This window comes from Streptomyces sp. NPDC039609, from assembly GCF_055596705.1.
The window spans coordinates 90,710-107,993 of record NZ_JBVIUJ010000001.1; the positions used below are offsets into that span (position 1 = coordinate 90,710).

Sequence of the window (17,284 nt, forward strand, 5' to 3'; positions counted from 1 at the left end):
CCCTTCGCCGTGTCCGCTCCGCCGCTCTCAGTCCTCGAAGGCCTCGGCGTGGCCCTTGGCCAGGTGCAGGTACATCTCCGCGTTGAGACGGATCCCGGCCTGCTCCTCCTCGGTCAGCGGGCGCCGGACCTTGGCCGGGACGCCCGCGACCAGCGAACCCGGCGGGATCTCCATGCCCTGGGGGACGAGCGCCTGCGCGGCGATGAGCGAACCGGCACCGACACGGGCCCCGTTCAGGATCGTGGCACCCATGCCGACCAGGACGTCGTCCTCGATCGTGCAGCCGTGGACGGTCGCGTTGTGGCCGACCGTCACACGCTCGCCGATCGTGACCGGGTAGCCGGGGTCGACATGGACCGTGCAGTTGTCCTGGATGTTGGAGTCCTCGCCGACGACGACCGGACCGCAGTCCGCCCGGAGCACCGCGTGGTACCAGACGCTCGCGCGGGCGCCGAGCGTGACCTCGCCGAGCACGACGGAGGTCGGCGCGGTGAAGGCGGTCGGATCGACCTGCGGCTCCTTGCCGCCCACGCCCTTGATCAACGCCTCTGTCATCGTTCGCTCCTGATCCTTCGTCGTTGCGTCACGCCCTGCGGGGGCAATCTAGCCCCCGCCTGATGACGGACATCACAGGGCACCCCCGTGATCAGGTACGACGGTGAGGACTACCGTGTCCGGGTGCCCAAGAACAGAAACACGTTCTCCTCTCTCGCCGCCTGGCGGCGCCGGGTTCTCGCCCGTGCCGTGCAGGGCGGATGGCGCTGGGTGCAGGAGGCCGGTTCCGTGACCGCGGAGAGCCCCGGACGGCTGCGCTTCCGCCGGCTCGGCGCGGGCACCCGACTCGCCTTCCCGCAGGGCACCGTCTTCGGCGAGCAGTGGATCGAGATCGGCGAGTGCTGCATCATCGCCGAGCAGGTCACCCTGACCGCCGGGATGCTGCCGGGGCTCGACCTCGGCCCCGACACGGTCCTGACCCTGGGGAACGGCGTCGTCCTGGGGCGCGGCAGCCATGTCATCGCGGACACGACGGTGACGATCGGCTCGGACACCTACTGCGGTCCGTACGTCTACATCACCTCGACCAATCACAGCTACGACGATCCCGACGAGCCGGTCGGCAGGCAGTGGCCGCGCTCCGAGCCGGTCGAGATCGGCCCGGGCTGCTGGCTGGGCACGGGTGCGGTGATCCTGCCGGGCGCCAAGCTCGGCCGGAACGTGGTGGTCGCCGCGGGCGCGGTCGTACGGGGCGAGGTTCCGGACCACTCGGTGGTGGCCGGCGCCCCGGCGAAGGTCGTGCGCAGCTGGGACCCGGAGCTGGGCTGGCAGCCGCCGCTTCGGACACCGGCGCCGGTACCTGTCCCGGACGGCGTGACGCACGAGCAGCTCGCCGCGCTGGCGGCCTGGGACCTCGCGGAGGGGTGACGCCGGCGCGGGCGTCAAGCGTGGGGGCGTCCGGCCCGACCGTCGTCCGGCCCGACCGTCGACCGGGCCGACCGTCGACCGGCGTGACCCTTGACGGTCCGGCCGCCCTGGCCCGACCGTCGACCGGGCTGACGGTTGACCGGGCCAGGCGCGGCCTGACCGCTGACCGGCCCGACCGTTGACGGGTCCGGCCCGCCCGGCCCCGACCGTCGCCCGGCCCGACCGTCGACCGGTCCGGCTGCGCCTGGCGAGCTCCGACCGCGTGCTGCTGTCCGGGGCCCGTCGTCAGCCCGTCGCGAGCAGCACCGTGCCGACCAGCGCGAGGCCCGCGCCCGCCGCCTGTACCGCCCGCAACCGTTCCTTGAGCACCCCGCGCGCGGCCAGCGCCGTCACCACCGGGTAGAGGTTGGCCAGGACGGCGGCGACGGTGACCGGACCGTTCTGCGCCGCGATCGAGTACGTGCCGTTGGCGGCGACGTCCGCGAGGCCGACGAAGGCGAGCGCCGGGAGGGCCGCCCACACGACCTTCATGCCCCCACCGCCCTCGGGCAGCGCCCGGCCGCCCCGCTTCACGGAGACGTAGAGGGCGCCACCGCCCACCGCCACATTGGTGACGCGCTGCACGAACAGGGCGAGGAACAGGCCGGTGAGGGTCGTGGACGCCTCCGCGATCAGGGCCATCACCGAGCCGAACCCGAAGGCCGCGACCACGGTGAGGAGCACCGCCTGCCGCTGCACCGGGGCGCCGCGCAGCTCCGGTCCGCCGGCCAGGACGATGCCCACGACCGCCACGCCGATCCCGGCGAACTGGAGCAGCCCCGGCCGGTCGCCGATGAGCAGGCCCACCGACACGGGCACCACGACGCCGAGCGAGCCGAGCGGGGAGACCACGCCCATCGGGCCGAGGGCCAGGGCCTTGTAGAAGGCGAGCATGGCCACCGGGCCGACCACACCCGCGGCGACCGCGTACCAGAGCTGGGGGCCGATCTCGCTCCAGCCGCCGGTGGCGACGACGATGGCGCCGAGGACCACGACCGCGATGGTCTGCGAGGCGACGACGACCGTCAGCGCGGGCATGCGCCGGGTGAGCAGCCCCCCGCCGAAATCGGCCAGTCCCCAGAGCAGGGCGGTGGCCAGGGCGAACAGCGCGGTCATGGAATCCTCGCAGGGTGGTGGTCTCGCAGTACAGTGCGGTGTACAGCTGAGTACACCGCGATAGACCACACGGTAGTTCAGTCTGTTGAACTCTGTCATCCAAAATATTGGACGGAATGTGTCGGACCTCGATCAGCTCACGCAGTCGCTCGCGCGGAACCTGAAGCGGTGGCGCAACGAGCGCGGTTTCACTCTGGACGCGCTCGCCGCACGGGCCGGGGTCAGCCGCGGCATGATCATCCAGATCGAGCAGGCCCGCACCAACCCCAGCGTCGGCACCACGGTGAAGCTGGCCGACGCGCTCGGCATCTCGATCACGACCCTCCTCGACTACGAGCAGGGCCCGCACGTCCGCCTCGTTCCGCCCGAGCAGGCTGTGCGCATGTGGTCCACGTCCACGGGCAGCCACACCAAGCTCCTGGTCGGCACCGAGGCGCGCGGCCCGCTGGAGCTCTGGTCCTGGACGCTGATGCCCGGCGACGGCAGCGCATCCGACCCGCACCCCGACGGCACGACCGAACTGCTGCACGTCACGGAGGGCGAGCTCACCCTCGTCGTGGAGGGCGAGGAGCACCGGATCCCGGCCGGCACCTCGGCCGTCTTCGAGGCCAATGTGCCGCACGCCTACCGCAACGACGGCACGGACAAGGCCGAGATGACCATGGCGGTCTCCATCCCGCCCGCACGCTGAGACGATCAAACCCGGGGAACGGGCGCCTTGTTAGCGTGTCGTCCATGCGCGCACCCATCGGAGACTTCGACAACGCCGTTCCCGCCCCCGAGTGCCTCGACCAGCTCACGGAGCCGGTCGCCGCCGCGGTACGCGCCTGGCGGGGAGCCGTCCCGGCCGACCAGCTGCTGTACGTGGACACCGACCCGGAGATCGCCGACACGGCCGTCTTCGTCGAGCACTACGGGCCCCGGCTGCTCGACCAGTCCGCGAACTGCGTGATCGTCGCCGGGAAGCGCGGCGAGGAGACCACCCTGGCCGCCTGCGTGGTGCGCTCTGCCACCAGGGTCGACGTCAACGGAGTCGTCCGCAAGCACCTGGGATCCCGCAAGGCGCGGTTCGCGGCGACGGAGACCGCGACCGGCGAGAGCGGCATGGAGTACGGGGGCATCACCCCGATCGGACTCCCCGCCGACTGGCCCGTCCTCGTCGACGCCACCGTCGTCGACACCGAATGGGTCCTCGTCGGCAGCGGCCGACGGCGCGGCAAGCTCATCGTGCCGGGCAAGGCCTTCGCCCAACTGCCCGGCGCCGTCGTCCTGGAGAGCCTCGGCGTCAGCTGAGGCGTGGTGGAGGGGTACGGCTCAGGCGGGAGCCCGAGGGGCCTCGTCCCACACGACGCACGGGCTCGAAGGGTACGGTCTCGGGCGAGGCGCGGGCTCGAGGGCCTCGGCTCAGGCGAGGCGCGGGATCTCGATCGCGGGGCAGCGGTCCATGACCATGTCGAGGCCCGCCTCGCGGGTCCGGTCGTACGCCGCGTCGTCGATCACGCCGAGCTGGAACCACACCGCCTTGGCGCCGATGGCGGCCGCCTCGTCCGCGATCTGTCCCGCGTGCTCGCTGTTGACGAAGACATCGACCACGTCGACCGGGAAGGGGATGTCGGCGAGCGAGGCGTAACCCTGCTCGCCGTGCACCGTCTCCGCCTTCGGATGGACGGGCACGATTCGCTTGCCGAAGCGCTGCAGTACGGCGGCCACGCCGTACGCCGCGCGCGCCCGGTTCGACGACAGGCCCACGACCGCCCAGGTGTCGCCCGTCGCGGTCAGGATCTTCCGTACGGTGTCCGACTCGGTGGTCGCGGTCTCGACGCTCATCTGCTGCCTCCTGTGGCTCGTCGCTGTCCAGAACGAGCCGGGGTCCCCGGTGATTCCCTGTCGGTCGTGTCAGGTGTCCCAGGCCCGCCGTTCGTCCTCGCGCGGGGACTCGACCAGCGTCGGGGCGCCCGGGCCGAAGGTCATCACCGGCCGGGACGGGTCCCAGGGCCGCCATCCCGGGTCGCCGGTCGCGGCGAACCGCGTCCAGGCCCCGTGCATCGCCGCCGCCAGCTCGCGTGGGGCGTCCGGGCCGGTGAGCGCCACCGCCTCGGGCCGGTCCAAGGTGTCGAAGACGAAGGCGATCTCCAGGGCATGGCAGGCGCCGAGGCCCATCACCGGGGAACGCCAGCCGAACTCGTACACATGGGTCGAGCCGGGACCCGTTGGCCGGGCGTCCGCCACTCGGTTCAGCGGCACGCGCAGCAGCTTGTCGGTCGCGAGCGCCCCGAGCAGCTCGCCCGGCGTCTCGCCGGGCCGGTTCGCCCGGTACGCGCGCGTGGTCCGCGACGGCACCTCGGTCCTCCACAGCGCCACCCTCAGCGCGAGGCGGCTCAGCCGCTCGGTCAGCCGGCTGGGCACGAACCACAGGCGGTACTCCTCGGTGTTCGTCCCCATCAGCAGATCGACCTCCGCCGACGCCCCGTCGCGCAGTGCCTCGGCCGGGTCACGGGGGAGCACCTCGCCGTCGACGGCGATCTGGAAGGAGTGCCCACCCGTCAGCGGCGAGCCCTTCCCTGTCACCGCGGTCTGCGCGTCGAGGAGCCGGTCGCGGGGTACGGCGGACAGCGCCCGCGCGGTCGCCTCGACGCCCAGGTGCGAGGCGATGGCCTCGGTCGTCCGGCGGGCCCGTTCGAGCGGCAGCGCGGTCGGCGCCCCGCTCTGGAGCACGGCGCGCCGGAACAGCCCCTTGGCGAGCGGGGAGGCGAGCAGCGCGGCGATCGAGATCGCGCCCGCCGACTCGCCGAAGACCGTCACGCGCTCCGGGTCGCCGCCGAAGGCCGCGATGTTCTCCCGTACCCAGGTCAGAGCGGCCAGCTGGTCACGCAGCCCCAGATTGGCCGGGGCGTCGGGGAACACCCCGAACCCCTCGATGCCGAGCCGGTAGTTGAGCGAGACGAGCACGACACCGTCGCGGGCGAACGCAGCCCCGTCGTAGACGGGGACGGACGACGAACCATGGACGAGCGAACCACCGTGGATCCAGACCATGACCGGTCGGCTCCCGGCCCCGCCCTCCCAGGGGGCCCAGACGTTGAGGTTGAGACAGTTCTCGCCCTCGACGTCCGGATCCGGGAGCAGCGCGTCCAGGGGCGGGGCGTACGGGCGCTTGGGCGCCGTCGCCCCGAAGGCGACCGCCTCGCGCACGCCGTCCCAGTGCTCGACGGCCTCGGGCGCCCCGAAGCGCAGCGGACCCACGGGGGCCCGGGCGTACGGGACACCGAGGAAGGAGGCCACACCGCCTTCCAGGGAGCCCCGCAGGACACCGTCACACGTGGTCACCAGCGGACCGGCACCAACGGACATCGGTTCAGCCCCCTCCTCGGCGCGACGCGCCGTGCTCAGACCGCGGACACCAGCGCCCGCTTCAGGACCTTGCCGGTCGGTCCGAGCGGCAGCTCGTCGACGAACCGGACCACCCGCGGGTACTTGTGACGACCGAGACGCTCCTTCGACCATGCGACGAGCTCCTCCGCCGTGACCACGCCGGCGCCGGCGCGCCGGACGATCACCGCGCAGACCTCCTCGCCCTTAGCGTCGTCGGGGATGCCGATCACCGCGACCTCGGAGACGGCCGGGTGGCGGACCAGGACCTCCTCGACCTCGCGCGGGTAGATGTTGAAGCCGCCCCGGATCACGAGGTCCTTCTTCCGGTCCACGATGCTCAGGAACCCGTCCTCGTCACGGACCCCGAGGTCCCCGGTGCGGAACCAGCCGTCGACCACCGCAGCGGCCGTCGCCTCCGGGTCGTCGAGATACCCCGCGAAGACGTTGTGCCCGCGCACCACCACCTCGCCGATCTCGCCGTCCGCGAGCAACCGGACCTCGTCGTCCACAGCCGAGTCCGCGATCCCGATCTCGACACCCCAGACGGGGTGTCCGACCGTCCCGGGGCGCCGTCCGATGTGCGGCTGGTTGAAGGTGGCGACCGGCGAGGTCTCGGTGAGGCCGTAGCCCTCCAGGACCTGGGTCGCGAACGTCTCCTCGAACCTTTCGAGCACGGCCACCGGGAGCGCCGAGCCACCCGAGACCGCGGCGCGCAGCGCCACCGGCCCGGAGCCCGACACGGCCGCCGCCTCCACCAGGGCGTGGTACATCGTCGGAACGCCCATGAAGACGGTGACGCCCTCACCGGCCAGCACCTCAAGCGCCGCGGCCCCGGTGAACCGGGGCATCAGGACCAGCGTGGCCCCGACCCGCAGCGTCCCGTTCATGGCGCACGTCTGCCCGTAGCTGTGGAAGAGCGGCAGACAGCCGAGCACCACGTCCTCCGCGCCCAGACCCAGCAGGTCCTGCGAGGTCACGGAGGCGTTCAGCACGATGTTGAGGTGTGTGAGCCGGGCGCCCTTCGGCCGTCCCGTCGTTCCGCTCGTGTAGAGGATCACGGCCGTGTCGGAGGGTTCGGCCGGCTCGGGGGCGCGCAGCGGCTCGGCCGCCGAGGGGGCGCCCTGCAGCGCATGCACCCCGGCGGCCCGCGCCGCCTCCTCGGCCACCGGCCACAGCGGTCCGCCGCTGACGATCGCCACCGCCTTGCTGTGCTCCAGGACGTACTGGACCTCCTCGGCCACCAGGAGCGCGTGCACCGGCACGACCGTCGCGCCCGCGGCCAGCGCGCCGTAGTACACCCGCAGGAACTCCGTGGTGTTCGGCAGGAGCACCGCGACCCGGTCGCCCGGCTTCACGCCCGCGGCGCGCAGCCCGGCGGCGCAGCGGAGCGCCCCGCCCCACAGTTCCCTGTACGTCACCCGGGCCGCGCCCTCCACCACCGCGATCCGGTCGGGGAAGTGGCGGGCGGACTCGCCCAGGACGTTGGCGACGCTCAGTGACATGGCACGCTCCAGGAAACACCGCGTTGACAATCGCTTGACACGAGACAGAATCCGTCGCCAGGCCGGTCGGGCACCATGTGCATCTGCCCACCATGTGACCGACGGAGCTGGGCAGCGGCCCCCTGTGACCGACCGGGGCGTGGCATTCGCCAAATTCCGGCGTTACGGTGCGGACATGACGCACGGCCCCCCGACACCTCCCGGCAGGAGGCCCCGCCCCACGACGCCGGGAGACGCGGCGCGCGGATCCACGACGCTCGGAGACGGCGCGGCGCATGGCTCCGAGACGTCTGGAGGCGCGGCGCGCGGATCCGCGACGTCCGGTTCCGCGGCACGCGGCTCCACGTCGTCCGGTTCCATGGCGCGTGGCTCCGCGACGTCCGGCTCGACGACTCCCGGAGGCCGGGGCGCGCACACCCCCGTCGGCTCCGCCACCGGCGCGCTGCGCCACACCCTCGCCACCGCGCTGATCGACGACCTCGATCGCCTCACCGACCGGGCCGTCGACGACATCCGCGCCCACAGCGGTACGTACGCCTCCGGAACCCCCGTCACACGCGAGGAGCTGTGGAGGTTCGTCCGCGACAACCTGCTGCGAGCCCTGGAGGACTTCGGCGGACTGGCCCCCACCGGCGGAGACTTCGAGGACGCCGCCCGCGCGACCGGCCGCCGCCGGGCCGAGCAGAACGTCCCGCTCGACACCGTTCTGCGCGCCTACCGCCGGGGCGGCCGCGTCCTGTGGCTGGTGATGGCCGAGCATCTGCGGACCAGGCCGGGCCGGGATTCCGACAGTCGCGACACCGAACTCGACGTCGCCGGCGCGGTCTGGGAGACCATCGACCGCTACTCGGTCGTCATGTCCGACGCGTACCGCCTGACCCAGCTGGAGATGCAGAGCCGCCAGGACACCCGCCGGGTCGCCCTCTTCGAGGCGCTGCTCGACGGCCGCGCCGACGACCCGGCCGTCGCCACGGCAGCCTCCGCCGCGCTCGGCGTGCCGCAGCAGGACCGGTACGTCGTGGTGGTCGCCGCCCAGGACCCGGCCGCCCCGCCCCATCCGGCACCCGTCCTCGAGGCGCACGGCATGTGGTCGTTCTGGCGCCCCCGCGGCGGCCGCTACGCAGGCATCGTCCGGCTGCCGCGCGGCGCGGAGGCCCACAGCACCCTGCTCGACCTGCTCCGGCACCGGACGGGCGCGACCGCCGGGGTCTCCCCGGAGTTCGACCGGCTCGCACAGGCCGGCCGGGCACTGCGACTGGCCGAGGAGACCCTCCGTACGCTCCCCACGGGCAGCGGCGAGGCGGCGACGTTCGACGACCGGCTCGCCGAGGTGCTGCTCAGCGGCCGGGGGGACATCTCCGAGCGGATCGTGACCGTCCACCTCGGACCCGTCCTGGCCACCGGCGGCGAACGAGCCGCCCTCCTCGAGACCCTCCGGGTCTGGTTGGACAACGGCTGCTCGGCGGCCCGGGCCGCCGAGCAGCTCTACTGCCACCGCAACACGGTCCTCAACCGCATCAGCCGTATCTCGGAGCTCACCGGCCGTTCCAGCGAGTCGGGTGCCACCCGCCTCGGCTGGTCCCTGGCCCTGAGGGCGCTGCCCCTCGCCGACCTCGGCGACCCGGCCGACGCCGGAGATTTCGGGGACCTCGGTGGACCGGGCGACTTCGGTGGCTTCGCCGGCCTCGGCGCGGAGCCCGAGCGGGCGCCGGGGGACTGACGGCGGGGAGCACGGGCGCGGGCGCATAGGGTGGCGGGATGCAGGAGCAGTACCGCACGCTCGCCCGCGAGGGTGTGCACGAGACCGAGATCAACCGATCGCGCTTCATCTGCGCGCTGGCACCCGTCGCGACCGAGCAGGAGGCGCAGGAGTTCGTCGCGCGCATCCGCAAGGAGCACCCGACCGCCACGCACAACTGCTTCGCGTACGTCATCGGCGCCGACGCCGCCGTCCAGAAGGCGAGCGACGACGGCGAGCCCGGCGGCACGGCGGGTGTCCCGATGCTCCAGATGCTCATGCGGCGGGAGGTGCGGTACGTCGCCGCGGTCGTGACCCGCTACTACGGTGGCGTGAAGCTCGGCGCGGGCGGTCTGATCAGGGCGTACGGCGGCGTGGTCGGCGAGGCCCTGGACGCGCTCGGCACGATCACCCGGCAGCGCTTCCGTCTCGCCACCGTCACCGTCGACCACCAGCGCGCGGGCAAGCTGGAGAACGACCTGCGGGCGACCGGGCGCGCGGTCCGTGAGGTGACGTACGCCGAGGGCGTCACCATCGAGATCGGCCTGCCGGACGCGGACGTGGCGGATTTCCGCGCCTGGCTCGCGGACGCGACGGCCGGCACGGCCACGCTGGAGCTCGGCGGCGAGGCGTACGGCGATGCCTGAGCGCGTCATCCGCCGCGGGCACCCGTCCGCGACCCCGGACCTTCCGCATGTCCCCGGGATTCCCGCATCCCCTGGGATTCCCGAAGCCCCGACCGATGTCCGACCCCACCGATACGCTCCTGGATCATGAGATTCCTGCATACGTCGGACTGGCACCTGGGGCGGTCGTTCCACCGGGTCGGCCTGCTCGACGCCCAGTCCGCGTTCCTCGACCACCTGGTGGCCACGGTGCGCGAGCGTGACGTGGACGCGGTCCTCGTCGCCGGGGATGTCTACGACCGGGCCGTGCCGCCGCTCTCCGCCGTCGAACTCTTCGACACCGCCCTGCACCGGCTCGCCGAGGTCGGAGTGCCGACCGTCATGATCTCCGGGAACCACGACTCGGCGCGCCGCCTCGGGGTCGGTGCCGGGCTCATCGAGCGCGCCGGAATCCATCTGCGGACGGACCCGGCCGGCGTCGGCACGCCCGTCGTGCTCACCGACGCCCATGGAGACGTGGCCCTGTACGGCCTGCCCTACCTCGAACCGGCCCTGGTCCGCGAGCGGTTCGGCGTCACCCAGGCCGGGCACGAGGCGGTCCTCGGCGCTGCCATGGACCGCGTCCGCGCCGACCTCGCGCAGCGGCCCGACTCCACCCGGTCCGTGGTCCTCGCCCACGCCTTCGTCGCCGGCGGCGAACCGAGCGACAGCGAACGGGACATCACCGTCGGCGGCGTCGCCGCCGTCCCCGCCGGAGTCTTCGACGGCGTCGACTACGTGGCCCTCGGCCATCTGCACGGCAGCCAGGCCGTCACCCCGCGCGTGCGCTACTCCGGCTCCCCGCTGGCCTACTCCTTCTCCGAGGTGGATCACCGCAAGACCATGTGGCTGATCGACCTCGGACCCGAGGGCGGGATCGAGGCCGCCGAGCGTGTCGACTGCCCGGTGCCCCGGCCCCTCGCCCGGATCACGGGACGGCTGGACGACCTGCTGGCGGACCCCGCCCTCGTACGGCACGAGCAGTCCTGGGTCGAGGCGACCCTCACGGACCCCGTGCGGCCCGCCGAGCCCATGGCCCGGCTCACCGAGCGCTTCCCGCACACCCTGAACCTGGTCTTCGAGCCCGAGCGCACCGAGGGCGACCCCTTCGCCTCGTACGCACAGCGGCTGCGCGACCGCAGCGACCAGCAGATCGCGGAGGACTTCGTGGCGCACGTCCGCGGCGGCGCGGGACCGGACGGCGCCGAACGGACCGTGCTGTACGGCGCGTTCGACGACGTACGGGTGGACGCGGCGGAGCGCGAGGTGGGCGCCCGGTGAGACTGCACCGCCTTGCCGTCACCGCCTTCGGGCCCTTCGGTACCACCCAGGAGATCGACTTCGACGCCCTGTCCTCCGCGGGGCTCTTCCTGCTCCACGGACCGACCGGGGCGGGCAAGACCTCCGTCCTCGACGCCGTCTGCTTCGCCCTGTACGGCGCCGTGCCGGGCGCGCGGCAGTCCCCGGGAGCCTCGCTCCGCAGCGACCACGCCGCGACCGGCACCTCCACCGAAGTCACCCTCGAACTGACCGTGGGGGACCGGAGACTGGAGATCACCCGACGCCCGGCCCAGCCACGCCCCAAGAAGCGGGGCGGCGGCTTCACCACCGAGAAGGCGCAGAGTTGGCTGCGGGAGTACGACGCCGGCACGGCGGAGTGGACCGGGCTCAGCCGTTCCCACCAGGAGATCGGCGAGGAGATCACCCAGCTCGTCGGCATGAGCCGCGAGCAGTTCTGCCAGGTCGTCCTCCTTCCCCAGGGGGACTTCGCGCGCTTCCTGCGCGCCGACGCCGAGGCCCGCGGCAAGCTGCTCGGGCGGCTCTTCGACACCCGCCGGTTCGCGGCCGTCGAGGAGCGCCTCGCCGATCTGCGGCGCGCCGCCGAGCAGCAGGTACGGGAGGGGGACGAGCGGCTGCTCGCGCTGTCCCACCGGATGGCGCAGGAGACGGGCGGCGCCGTGGTCGAGGAGCGGCCCGGCGAGCCCGGACTCGCCGAGGCCGTCCAGACCCGGGCCGCCGTGGCCCGGTCCGAGGCGCGCGAGGCGCTCGACATCGCCGACTCCGCCGTTTCGGCGGCCGAGTCCCGACAGACGGCAGCCCGCCACGCGCTCGACACCGAACGGGGCCTGGCGGCTCTTCAGGCGCGGCACGCGGAGGCGCGGCGACGGCAGCGGGAACTGGAGGAACGCCGGGCCGAGCGGGACGTGTGGGAGGCGACGCTGGAGCGCGCCCGCGAGGCCGACCGCGTGGCACCCGCCCTCGGACTGCGGGCCGACGCGGAGCGCGAGCACACGGCGGCAGGCTCCGCCCGGGAGCAGATCCGCGGCAGGCTGCCCGCCGAACTGGCCGACGCGGGCGCGGAGCAACTGTCCGCCCTGGAGCGCCGACTCCGCGAGCAGCTCGGCGGCCTCGAGTCCGCGCGGCGCGCCGAGCGGCGCAGCGCCGACATCGCCCAGGAACGCGCCGTTCTGGAGCGCCAGGCCCGCGCCGACGAGGAGATCCTCCAGGACGCGGGCGGCTGGCTCGCAGGGTGGGAGACCCGGCGGGCGGAGCTGACGGCACGCATCGAGGCGGCCCAGGAGGCCGCCGCCCGCGCCGAGCACCTGGCGGGCCGCCTCGAACCCGCCCGCCGCAGGCTGTCGGCGGCCCGCCGCCGCGACGACCTCGCGGAGCGGACGAACACCGCAGAGGCCCGGCTCACGGCGGCCCGCGAGCACCGGAACACGGCCCACGAGGCCTGGCTGGACGTCAAGTCCCGTCGCCTGCAGGGCATCGCGGCCGAGCTGGCCGCCGCCCTCACCCCCGGCGCCCCCTGCCAGGTCTGCGGCTCCGCCGACCATCCGGCCCCCGCCCGCACCGGCGCCGACCACGTCGACCGCACCGCGGAGGACGCGGCCTACGCCGCCTTCACTCGCGCGGAGGAGACCAGGACCACGGCCGAACGCGAGCTCGCGGTCACCCGCGAATCCTGGTCCGCGGCCCGCGCGGAGGTCCTCGCGGGACCCGCTCCCGTGATCCCGACACAGGGCCGCGGCTCTGCCGACGCGGAGCCATTCGCAGGAGTCCTCACGGGCAGTGCCACCGCAACCTCGAGTCAGGGCCACCCGCCCACCGAAGACGAGCCGTCCGCCGTGCACGCCTCCGTCGGGCGGGCCCCGAGCGGCACCGCGGGGGACCGCGAGGGCGCCGCTCCCGTGGCCGACGGCAGGGTCCCGGCGGAAGCGGTGGCGGCCGAGCCCACCGTCTCCGGACTTGCCCGAGAAGTGGAGGAGTTGGCCGCGCGGCATGCCGAGGCGCACTCGCTCGCCGCGCAGACGCACGGGGCGCGTGAGGCGCTCGCGCGGGCCGAGCGGGAGTACGAGAGCAGGGTCGGCGCGCAGCGGGACGCCGAGCGGCGGGTCGCGGGGCGCACCTCGCAGCGTGAGGCGCTCGACCGCGAGCAGGCAGGCCTGGACGCCGAACTGGTCAGAGGCCGTGGCGAGTCCGGGAGCGTCGCCGAGCACGCCTCGCGGCTGGAGCGGAAGATCGCCATCCTGATCGACGCGGCCGAGACCGTACGGGCCGTGGACCTCACCTCCCAGCGGCTCAAGGAGGCCGACGACCGGCTCGCCGACGCCGCCTTCCGCGCCGGTTTCGACACCCCCGCCCAGGCCGCCCGCGCGCTCCTGGAGGACGGCGAGCGCCGCACCCTCCAGCAACGGCTCGACGCCTGGCAGGCGGAGGCCGCCGCCGTCGCCGACCGGCTCGCCGAGCCCGAGACACGGGCCGCCGCCGACCGGCCGCCCGCCGAACCGGCGAGCGCCGAGACTGCGCACACCGCGGCCGAACGGGCCCTGCGGGACGCCACGTCGGCCCTCGCGGTCGTCCGCGAGCGGTGCGCCGAGCTGGCCCGGCTCTCCCGGCAGGCCGACACGGAGGTCCGCCGCCTGGGGCCCCTCCGCGAGGAGTACGAACGGGTCGCCCGGCTCGCCGGCCTCACCGCCGGCACTTCGGCCGAGAACGAACGGAAGATGCGCCTGGAGTCGTACGTACTGGCCGCCCGGCTCGAACAGGTCGCGGCCGCCGCCACCGCCCGCCTCCAGCGCATGTCCTCCGGCCGCTACACCCTGGTGCACTCCGACGCCCGCACCGGCGGTAAGCGCGCAGGACTGGGCCTCCACGTGGTCGACGCCTGGACGGGCAACGAGCGCGACACCGCCACCCTCTCCGGCGGCGAGACCTTCTTCGCCTCCCTGGCGCTCGCACTGGGCCTCGCCGATGTCGTCACCGACGAGTCCGGCGGCGTCCGGCTGGACACCCTCTTCATCGACGAGGGCTTCGGCAGCCTCGACGACCAGACCCTCGACGAGGTGCTCGACGTCCTCGACTCCCTCCGCGAACGGGACCGGAGCGTCGGCATCGTCAGCCACGTGGGCGACCTGCGCCGCCGCATCCCGGCCCAGCTGGAGGTGGTCAAGGAGCGCAGCGGCTCGGCCGTGAGGCTCCGTACGGGAGGCGGACTCAGCGGCTGATCGGGCGCCGCGGGAGGGGCGAGGAGTAGACGACGTTCGTCGTCACCGAGCCGAGCGTGGCGATCTTCCCGGCGATCTCCTCAAGGTGCTTCATGGACCGGGCCGCGACCTTGATCACGAAGCAGTCGTCGCCGGTCACATGGTGCGCCTCCAGGATCTCGGGGGTGGTCCCGACGAGATCGTGGAAGGGCTTGTAGTTGCCGTTGGGGTAGCGCAGCCGGACGAAGGCCAGGATCGGCAGCCCGAGCCTCTCCTGGTCCACCACCGCGGTATACCCGGCGATCACCCCGGCCTCCTCCAGCCTGCGCACCCGCTCGGTCACCGCGGACGCCGACATCGACACGGCCCGCGCCAGCTCGGCGAAGCTGGCCCTGCCCTCGGTCTGCAGGGCCTGGAGGATGCGCCAGTCGGTGGCGTCCGGTGAATATCCGCTCATGAAACGAGATGTAGCAGGGAGATCCCCGGGCGATCAAGAAGTGCCCGGGGATTCTCACCGGTACGAAACGGGCAGCGGGCCGGATTTGCACCCGGCCCCGCCCTCGTTCGGCCCGTTGCCCTGCACCCGTCGGCCTTCGGCCCATGACCCGGCGCGGTACCCGTGGCCCGCGATCAGAGACGCGAGATCTCGTCCACGAGGTCGTCGAGGCCCAGCGGGCCCTGTGACAGTGCCGCCATGTGCCAGGCCTTCGCGTCGAACGCGTCGCCGTGCGCCGCCCGCGCGTTGGCGCGGCCGAGCAGCCAGGCCCGCTCGCCCAGCTTGTAGCCGATCGCCTGGCCCGGCATCGACAGATACCGGGTCATCTCGCTCGCGACGAAGGCCGCCGGCCGGCTGGAGTGCTGCTGGAAGAACTCCTCCGCCAGCTCGGGCGTCCACCGCTCGCCCGGGTGGAAGGGCGAGTCCGCCGGGATCTCCAGCCGCAGGTGCATGCCGATGTCGACGATCACGCGACAGGCGCGCATCATCTGCCCGTCCAGGTAGCCGATCCGCCGCTCGGCGTCCGGCAGGAAGCCGAGCTCGTCCATCAGCCGCTCCGCGTAGAGCGCCCAGCCCTCCGCGTTGGCGCTCACTCCGCCGATCGTCGCCTGGTAGCGGGAGAGCTGATCGGCCACGTGCACCCACTGGGCGATCTGCAGATGGTGGCCCGGGACACCCTCGTGGTACCAGGTCGACACCAGGTCGTACACCGGGAAGCGGGTCTGGCCGTCGACCGGCAGCCAGGTGCGCCCGGGCCGGGAGAAGTCCTCCGAGGGGCCGGTGTAGTAGGGCGCCGCGGCGCCGCCGGGCGGAGCGATGTGCGACTCCACCTTCCGTACCCGCTCGGCGAGTTCGAAGTGGGTGCCGTCGAGCGCCTCGATCGCCTGGTCCATCAGGTTCTGCAGCCAGACCCTGACCTCCTCGACGCCCTCGATGTGCGTGCCGTGCTCGTCCAGGTGCGCCAGGGCCTCCCACGGACCCGCGCCGGGCAGGATGCGCTCCGCTTCGACGCGCATCTCGGCGAGGAGACGGTGGTACTCGGACCATCCGTACGCGTAGGCCTGGTCGAGGTCCAGGTCCGTGCCGTTGAAGTAGCGCGACCACCGCTGGTAGCGCTCGCGGCCCACCGTGTCGGGGGCACCGGCGACCGCGGGGGCGTACACGTCCCGCATCCAGTCCCGCAGCGCGGCGACCGCCCCGGTCGCGCCCGCGGCCGACTCGGCGAGTTCCGTACGCAGTTCGGGACGGAGCGACTCCGGTCCCTGTGCGGCGAACTCCTCGAACCAGCCACGGCCTTCGGCGTCCCCGCCCGACCACTCCGTCAGCTGCTCGATGAAGGTCGCGGTCGGACGGGGCCCGCCCAGAAGCTTGCGCTCGAGTCCGAGGGCGAGCGAGGCGCGATAGCCCTCCAGCGCCGCCGGAACCGCGCGCAGCCGCTGGGCCACGGCCTCCCAGTCCTCTTCGGTCTCCGTGGGCATCACGGTGAACACGATCCGCACGCTGTGCGCGGGGGACCGCATGTTGCTGACCGTGCAGAGGCTTTCATCGGCCTCGTGGACGGCGAGTTCGGCCGTCAGTCGCTCCCGCAGCAGGCGGCCGCAGCGCCGTTCGGCATCGGTGTCCGCGCCGGGCCGCTTCTCGGCCTCGTCGAGCAGGGCCAGGGTGCGGCGGACGAGCTCGGCCACCGTCTCCTGTCCGGCCGGCGAGAAGTCGGGAAGGCGACCTGCGCTTTCCTTGACTCCCAGGTATGTACCGGTGATCGGGTCGAGTTCGATGAGTGCGTCGACGAAGGTGTCGGCGACCTGGCGGGGCAGCGCGCTGCTGGAAGTCGTTGGCATGAGGCTCATCCTCGTGCCTCCGGCGTGCCCGCGTCACCCTCATTCGATCTCAGTCGGCTGACAAATGAGCGCCGGAAGAGGGCGGCAGAAGTGGTCCGCACTCCCACTGCTGGAAGATCAACCGGGTCTCCACGCGGGCCACCTCGCGGCGCGAGGTGAACTCGTCGAGCACGAGTCTTTGCAGGTCGGCGGGGTCGGCCACGGCCACGTGCACGAGATAGTCGTCCGGTCCCGTCAGATGGAACAGCGCCCGGGACTCCGGAAGCGCGCGAATGCGTTCGACGAACGGACCGATCAGTTCGCGCCGGTGCGGGCGGACCTGGACAAGGAGGAGCGCTTCGAGCCCCCGGCCGAGTTTGGCCGAATCCAATCGGAGCCGGTGTCCCAGGATCACTCCCGTGCGGCGGAGCCGCGCCACCCGGTCGAGGCAGGTGGACGGCGCGACGCCGACCTCGGCGGCGAGTTCGCGGTAGGTGGTCCGGGCGTCGTTCTGCAGGAGGCGAAGTATGTGCAGATCGACCGGGTCCAGTACGACAGAATCGGCCATTCGCCGAACGTAGCACGGACATTCGACCCTACTTTCCGGTATCCGTTCACAGTTCCGCC

At 73.2% G+C, this 17,284-nt stretch carries 15 protein-coding genes; 7 read left to right on the forward strand and 8 right to left on the reverse strand.

Going from position 1 to position 17,284, the window contains the following annotated elements; all coding sequences use genetic code 11:
* Window positions 1-27: 27 nt before the first annotated feature.
* On the reverse strand, window positions 28-555 hold the full coding sequence (locus ACZ561_RS00460; protein WP_470987723.1) for a gamma carbonic anhydrase family protein: 528 nt from the start codon (window positions 553-555) through the stop codon (window positions 28-30).
* A gap of 123 nt (window positions 556-678) precedes the next feature.
* On the opposite strand from ACZ561_RS00460, the gene ACZ561_RS00465 reads away from it, so the two are divergent.
* On the forward strand, window positions 679-1,422 hold the full coding sequence (locus ACZ561_RS00465; protein ID WP_470987726.1) for an acyltransferase: 744 nt from the start codon (window positions 679-681) through the stop codon (window positions 1,420-1,422).
* Window positions 1,423-1,707: 285 nt separating this feature from the next.
* Here the strand turns inward: ACZ561_RS00465 and ACZ561_RS00470 are convergent, their stop codons facing one another.
* On the reverse strand, window positions 1,708-2,577 hold the full coding sequence (locus ACZ561_RS00470; RefSeq protein ID WP_470987728.1) for an EamA family transporter: 870 nt from the start codon (window positions 2,575-2,577) through the stop codon (window positions 1,708-1,710).
* Between the two features lie 118 nt (window positions 2,578-2,695).
* On the opposite strand from ACZ561_RS00470, the gene ACZ561_RS00475 reads away from it, so the two are divergent.
* Complete coding sequence (locus ACZ561_RS00475; RefSeq protein WP_470987731.1) at window positions 2,696-3,268, forward strand: helix-turn-helix domain-containing protein; 573 nt, start codon at window positions 2,696-2,698, stop codon at window positions 3,266-3,268.
* Between the two features lie 44 nt (window positions 3,269-3,312).
* Window positions 3,313-3,870, forward strand: a complete 558-nt coding sequence (locus tag ACZ561_RS00480) for a YbaK/EbsC family protein (RefSeq protein ID WP_470987733.1) — start codon at window positions 3,313-3,315, stop codon at window positions 3,868-3,870.
* Between the two features lie 111 nt (window positions 3,871-3,981).
* Here the strand turns inward: ACZ561_RS00480 and ACZ561_RS00485 are convergent, their stop codons facing one another.
* From ACZ561_RS00485 to ACZ561_RS00495, 3 genes are all read right to left on the reverse strand, one after another.
* Window positions 3,982-4,404: a CoA-binding protein gene (locus ACZ561_RS00485; protein WP_470987736.1), complete on the reverse strand. Its 423-nt coding sequence runs from the start codon at window positions 4,402-4,404 to the stop codon at window positions 3,982-3,984.
* 69 nt (window positions 4,405-4,473) lie between these two features.
* Window positions 4,474-5,928 (reverse strand): carboxylesterase/lipase family protein, encoded by a 1,455-nt coding sequence (locus ACZ561_RS00490; protein ID WP_470987739.1) that lies wholly within the window; start codon window positions 5,926-5,928, stop codon window positions 4,474-4,476.
* 35 nt (window positions 5,929-5,963) lie between these two features.
* Window positions 5,964-7,451: a long-chain-fatty-acid--CoA ligase gene (locus ACZ561_RS00495; protein WP_470987743.1), complete on the reverse strand. Its 1,488-nt coding sequence runs from the start codon at window positions 7,449-7,451 to the stop codon at window positions 5,964-5,966.
* 358 nt (window positions 7,452-7,809) lie between these two features.
* On the opposite strand from ACZ561_RS00495, the gene ACZ561_RS00500 reads away from it, so the two are divergent.
* The 4 genes from ACZ561_RS00500 (at window position 7,810) to ACZ561_RS00515 (ending at window position 14,365) form a co-directional block, all read left to right on the forward strand.
* Window positions 7,810-9,171, forward strand: coding sequence for a PucR family transcriptional regulator (locus ACZ561_RS00500; RefSeq protein ID WP_470987746.1), 1,362 nt, complete (start codon window positions 7,810-7,812; stop codon window positions 9,169-9,171).
* A 38-nt stretch (window positions 9,172-9,209) separates the two neighbouring features.
* On the forward strand, window positions 9,210-9,836 hold the full coding sequence (locus tag ACZ561_RS00505) for a YigZ family protein (RefSeq protein WP_470987748.1): 627 nt from the start codon (window positions 9,210-9,212) through the stop codon (window positions 9,834-9,836).
* A gap of 126 nt (window positions 9,837-9,962) precedes the next feature.
* Window positions 9,963-11,135 carry an exonuclease SbcCD subunit D gene (locus ACZ561_RS00510; RefSeq protein WP_470987751.1) on the forward strand — a complete coding sequence of 391 codons (1,173 nt, stop codon included), beginning with the start codon at window positions 9,963-9,965 and terminating at the stop codon, window positions 11,133-11,135.
* Complete coding sequence (locus tag ACZ561_RS00515) at window positions 11,132-14,365, forward strand: AAA family ATPase (protein ID WP_470987754.1); 3,234 nt, start codon at window positions 11,132-11,134, stop codon at window positions 14,363-14,365. Before ACZ561_RS00510 ends, ACZ561_RS00515 begins: the two co-directional genes overlap by 4 nt.
* Here ACZ561_RS00515 and ACZ561_RS00520 read toward each other — a convergent pair.
* The 3 genes from ACZ561_RS00520 to ACZ561_RS00530 all read right to left on the reverse strand — a co-directional run bounded on the left by ACZ561_RS00520 (window position 14,355) and on the right by ACZ561_RS00530 (window position 17,225).
* Window positions 14,355-14,801: an Lrp/AsnC family transcriptional regulator gene (locus ACZ561_RS00520; protein ID WP_470987756.1), complete on the reverse strand. Its 447-nt coding sequence runs from the start codon at window positions 14,799-14,801 to the stop codon at window positions 14,355-14,357. The genes ACZ561_RS00515 and ACZ561_RS00520 overlap by 11 nt on opposite strands.
* Window positions 14,802-14,974: 173 nt before the next feature.
* Window positions 14,975-16,678, reverse strand: coding sequence for a DUF885 domain-containing protein (locus ACZ561_RS00525; protein WP_470987759.1), 1,704 nt, complete (start codon window positions 16,676-16,678; stop codon window positions 14,975-14,977).
* A 49-nt stretch (window positions 16,679-16,727) separates the two neighbouring features.
* Entirely contained in the window at window positions 16,728-17,225 is a 498-nt protein-coding gene (locus ACZ561_RS00530; RefSeq protein ID WP_470987762.1) for an Lrp/AsnC family transcriptional regulator, read from the reverse strand.
* Window positions 17,226-17,284 lie beyond the last annotated feature (59 nt).

Bases quoted from the DNA above. Each gene is read 5' to 3' on its own strand.
- ACZ561_RS00460 (WP_470987723.1), bottom strand. From the start codon at position 555: ATGACAGAGGCGTTGATCAAGGGCGTGGGCGGCAAGGAGCCGCAGGTC.
- ACZ561_RS00505 (WP_470987748.1), top strand. From the start codon at position 9,210: ATGCAGGAGCAGTACCGCACGCTCGCCCGCGAGGGTGTGCACGAGACC.
- ACZ561_RS00470 (WP_470987728.1), bottom strand. From the start codon at position 2,577: ATGACCGCGCTGTTCGCCCTGGCCACCGCCCTGCTCTGGGGACTGGCC.
- ACZ561_RS00500 (WP_470987746.1), top strand. From the start codon at position 7,810: ATGGCGCGTGGCTCCGCGACGTCCGGCTCGACGACTCCCGGAGGCCGG.
- ACZ561_RS00525 (WP_470987759.1), bottom strand. From the start codon at position 16,678: ATGCCAACGACTTCCAGCAGCGCGCTGCCCCGCCAGGTCGCCGACACC.
- ACZ561_RS00485 (WP_470987736.1), bottom strand. From the start codon at position 4,404: ATGAGCGTCGAGACCGCGACCACCGAGTCGGACACCGTACGGAAGATC.
- ACZ561_RS00490 (WP_470987739.1), bottom strand. From the start codon at position 5,928: ATGTCCGTTGGTGCCGGTCCGCTGGTGACCACGTGTGACGGTGTCCTG.
- ACZ561_RS00520 (WP_470987756.1), bottom strand. From the start codon at position 14,801: ATGAGCGGATATTCACCGGACGCCACCGACTGGCGCATCCTCCAGGCC.
- ACZ561_RS00495 (WP_470987743.1), bottom strand. From the start codon at position 7,451: ATGTCACTGAGCGTCGCCAACGTCCTGGGCGAGTCCGCCCGCCACTTC.
- ACZ561_RS00510 (WP_470987751.1), top strand. From the start codon at position 9,963: ATGAGATTCCTGCATACGTCGGACTGGCACCTGGGGCGGTCGTTCCAC.
- ACZ561_RS00530 (WP_470987762.1), bottom strand. From the start codon at position 17,225: ATGGCCGATTCTGTCGTACTGGACCCGGTCGATCTGCACATACTTCGC.
- ACZ561_RS00480 (WP_470987733.1), top strand. From the start codon at position 3,313: ATGCGCGCACCCATCGGAGACTTCGACAACGCCGTTCCCGCCCCCGAG.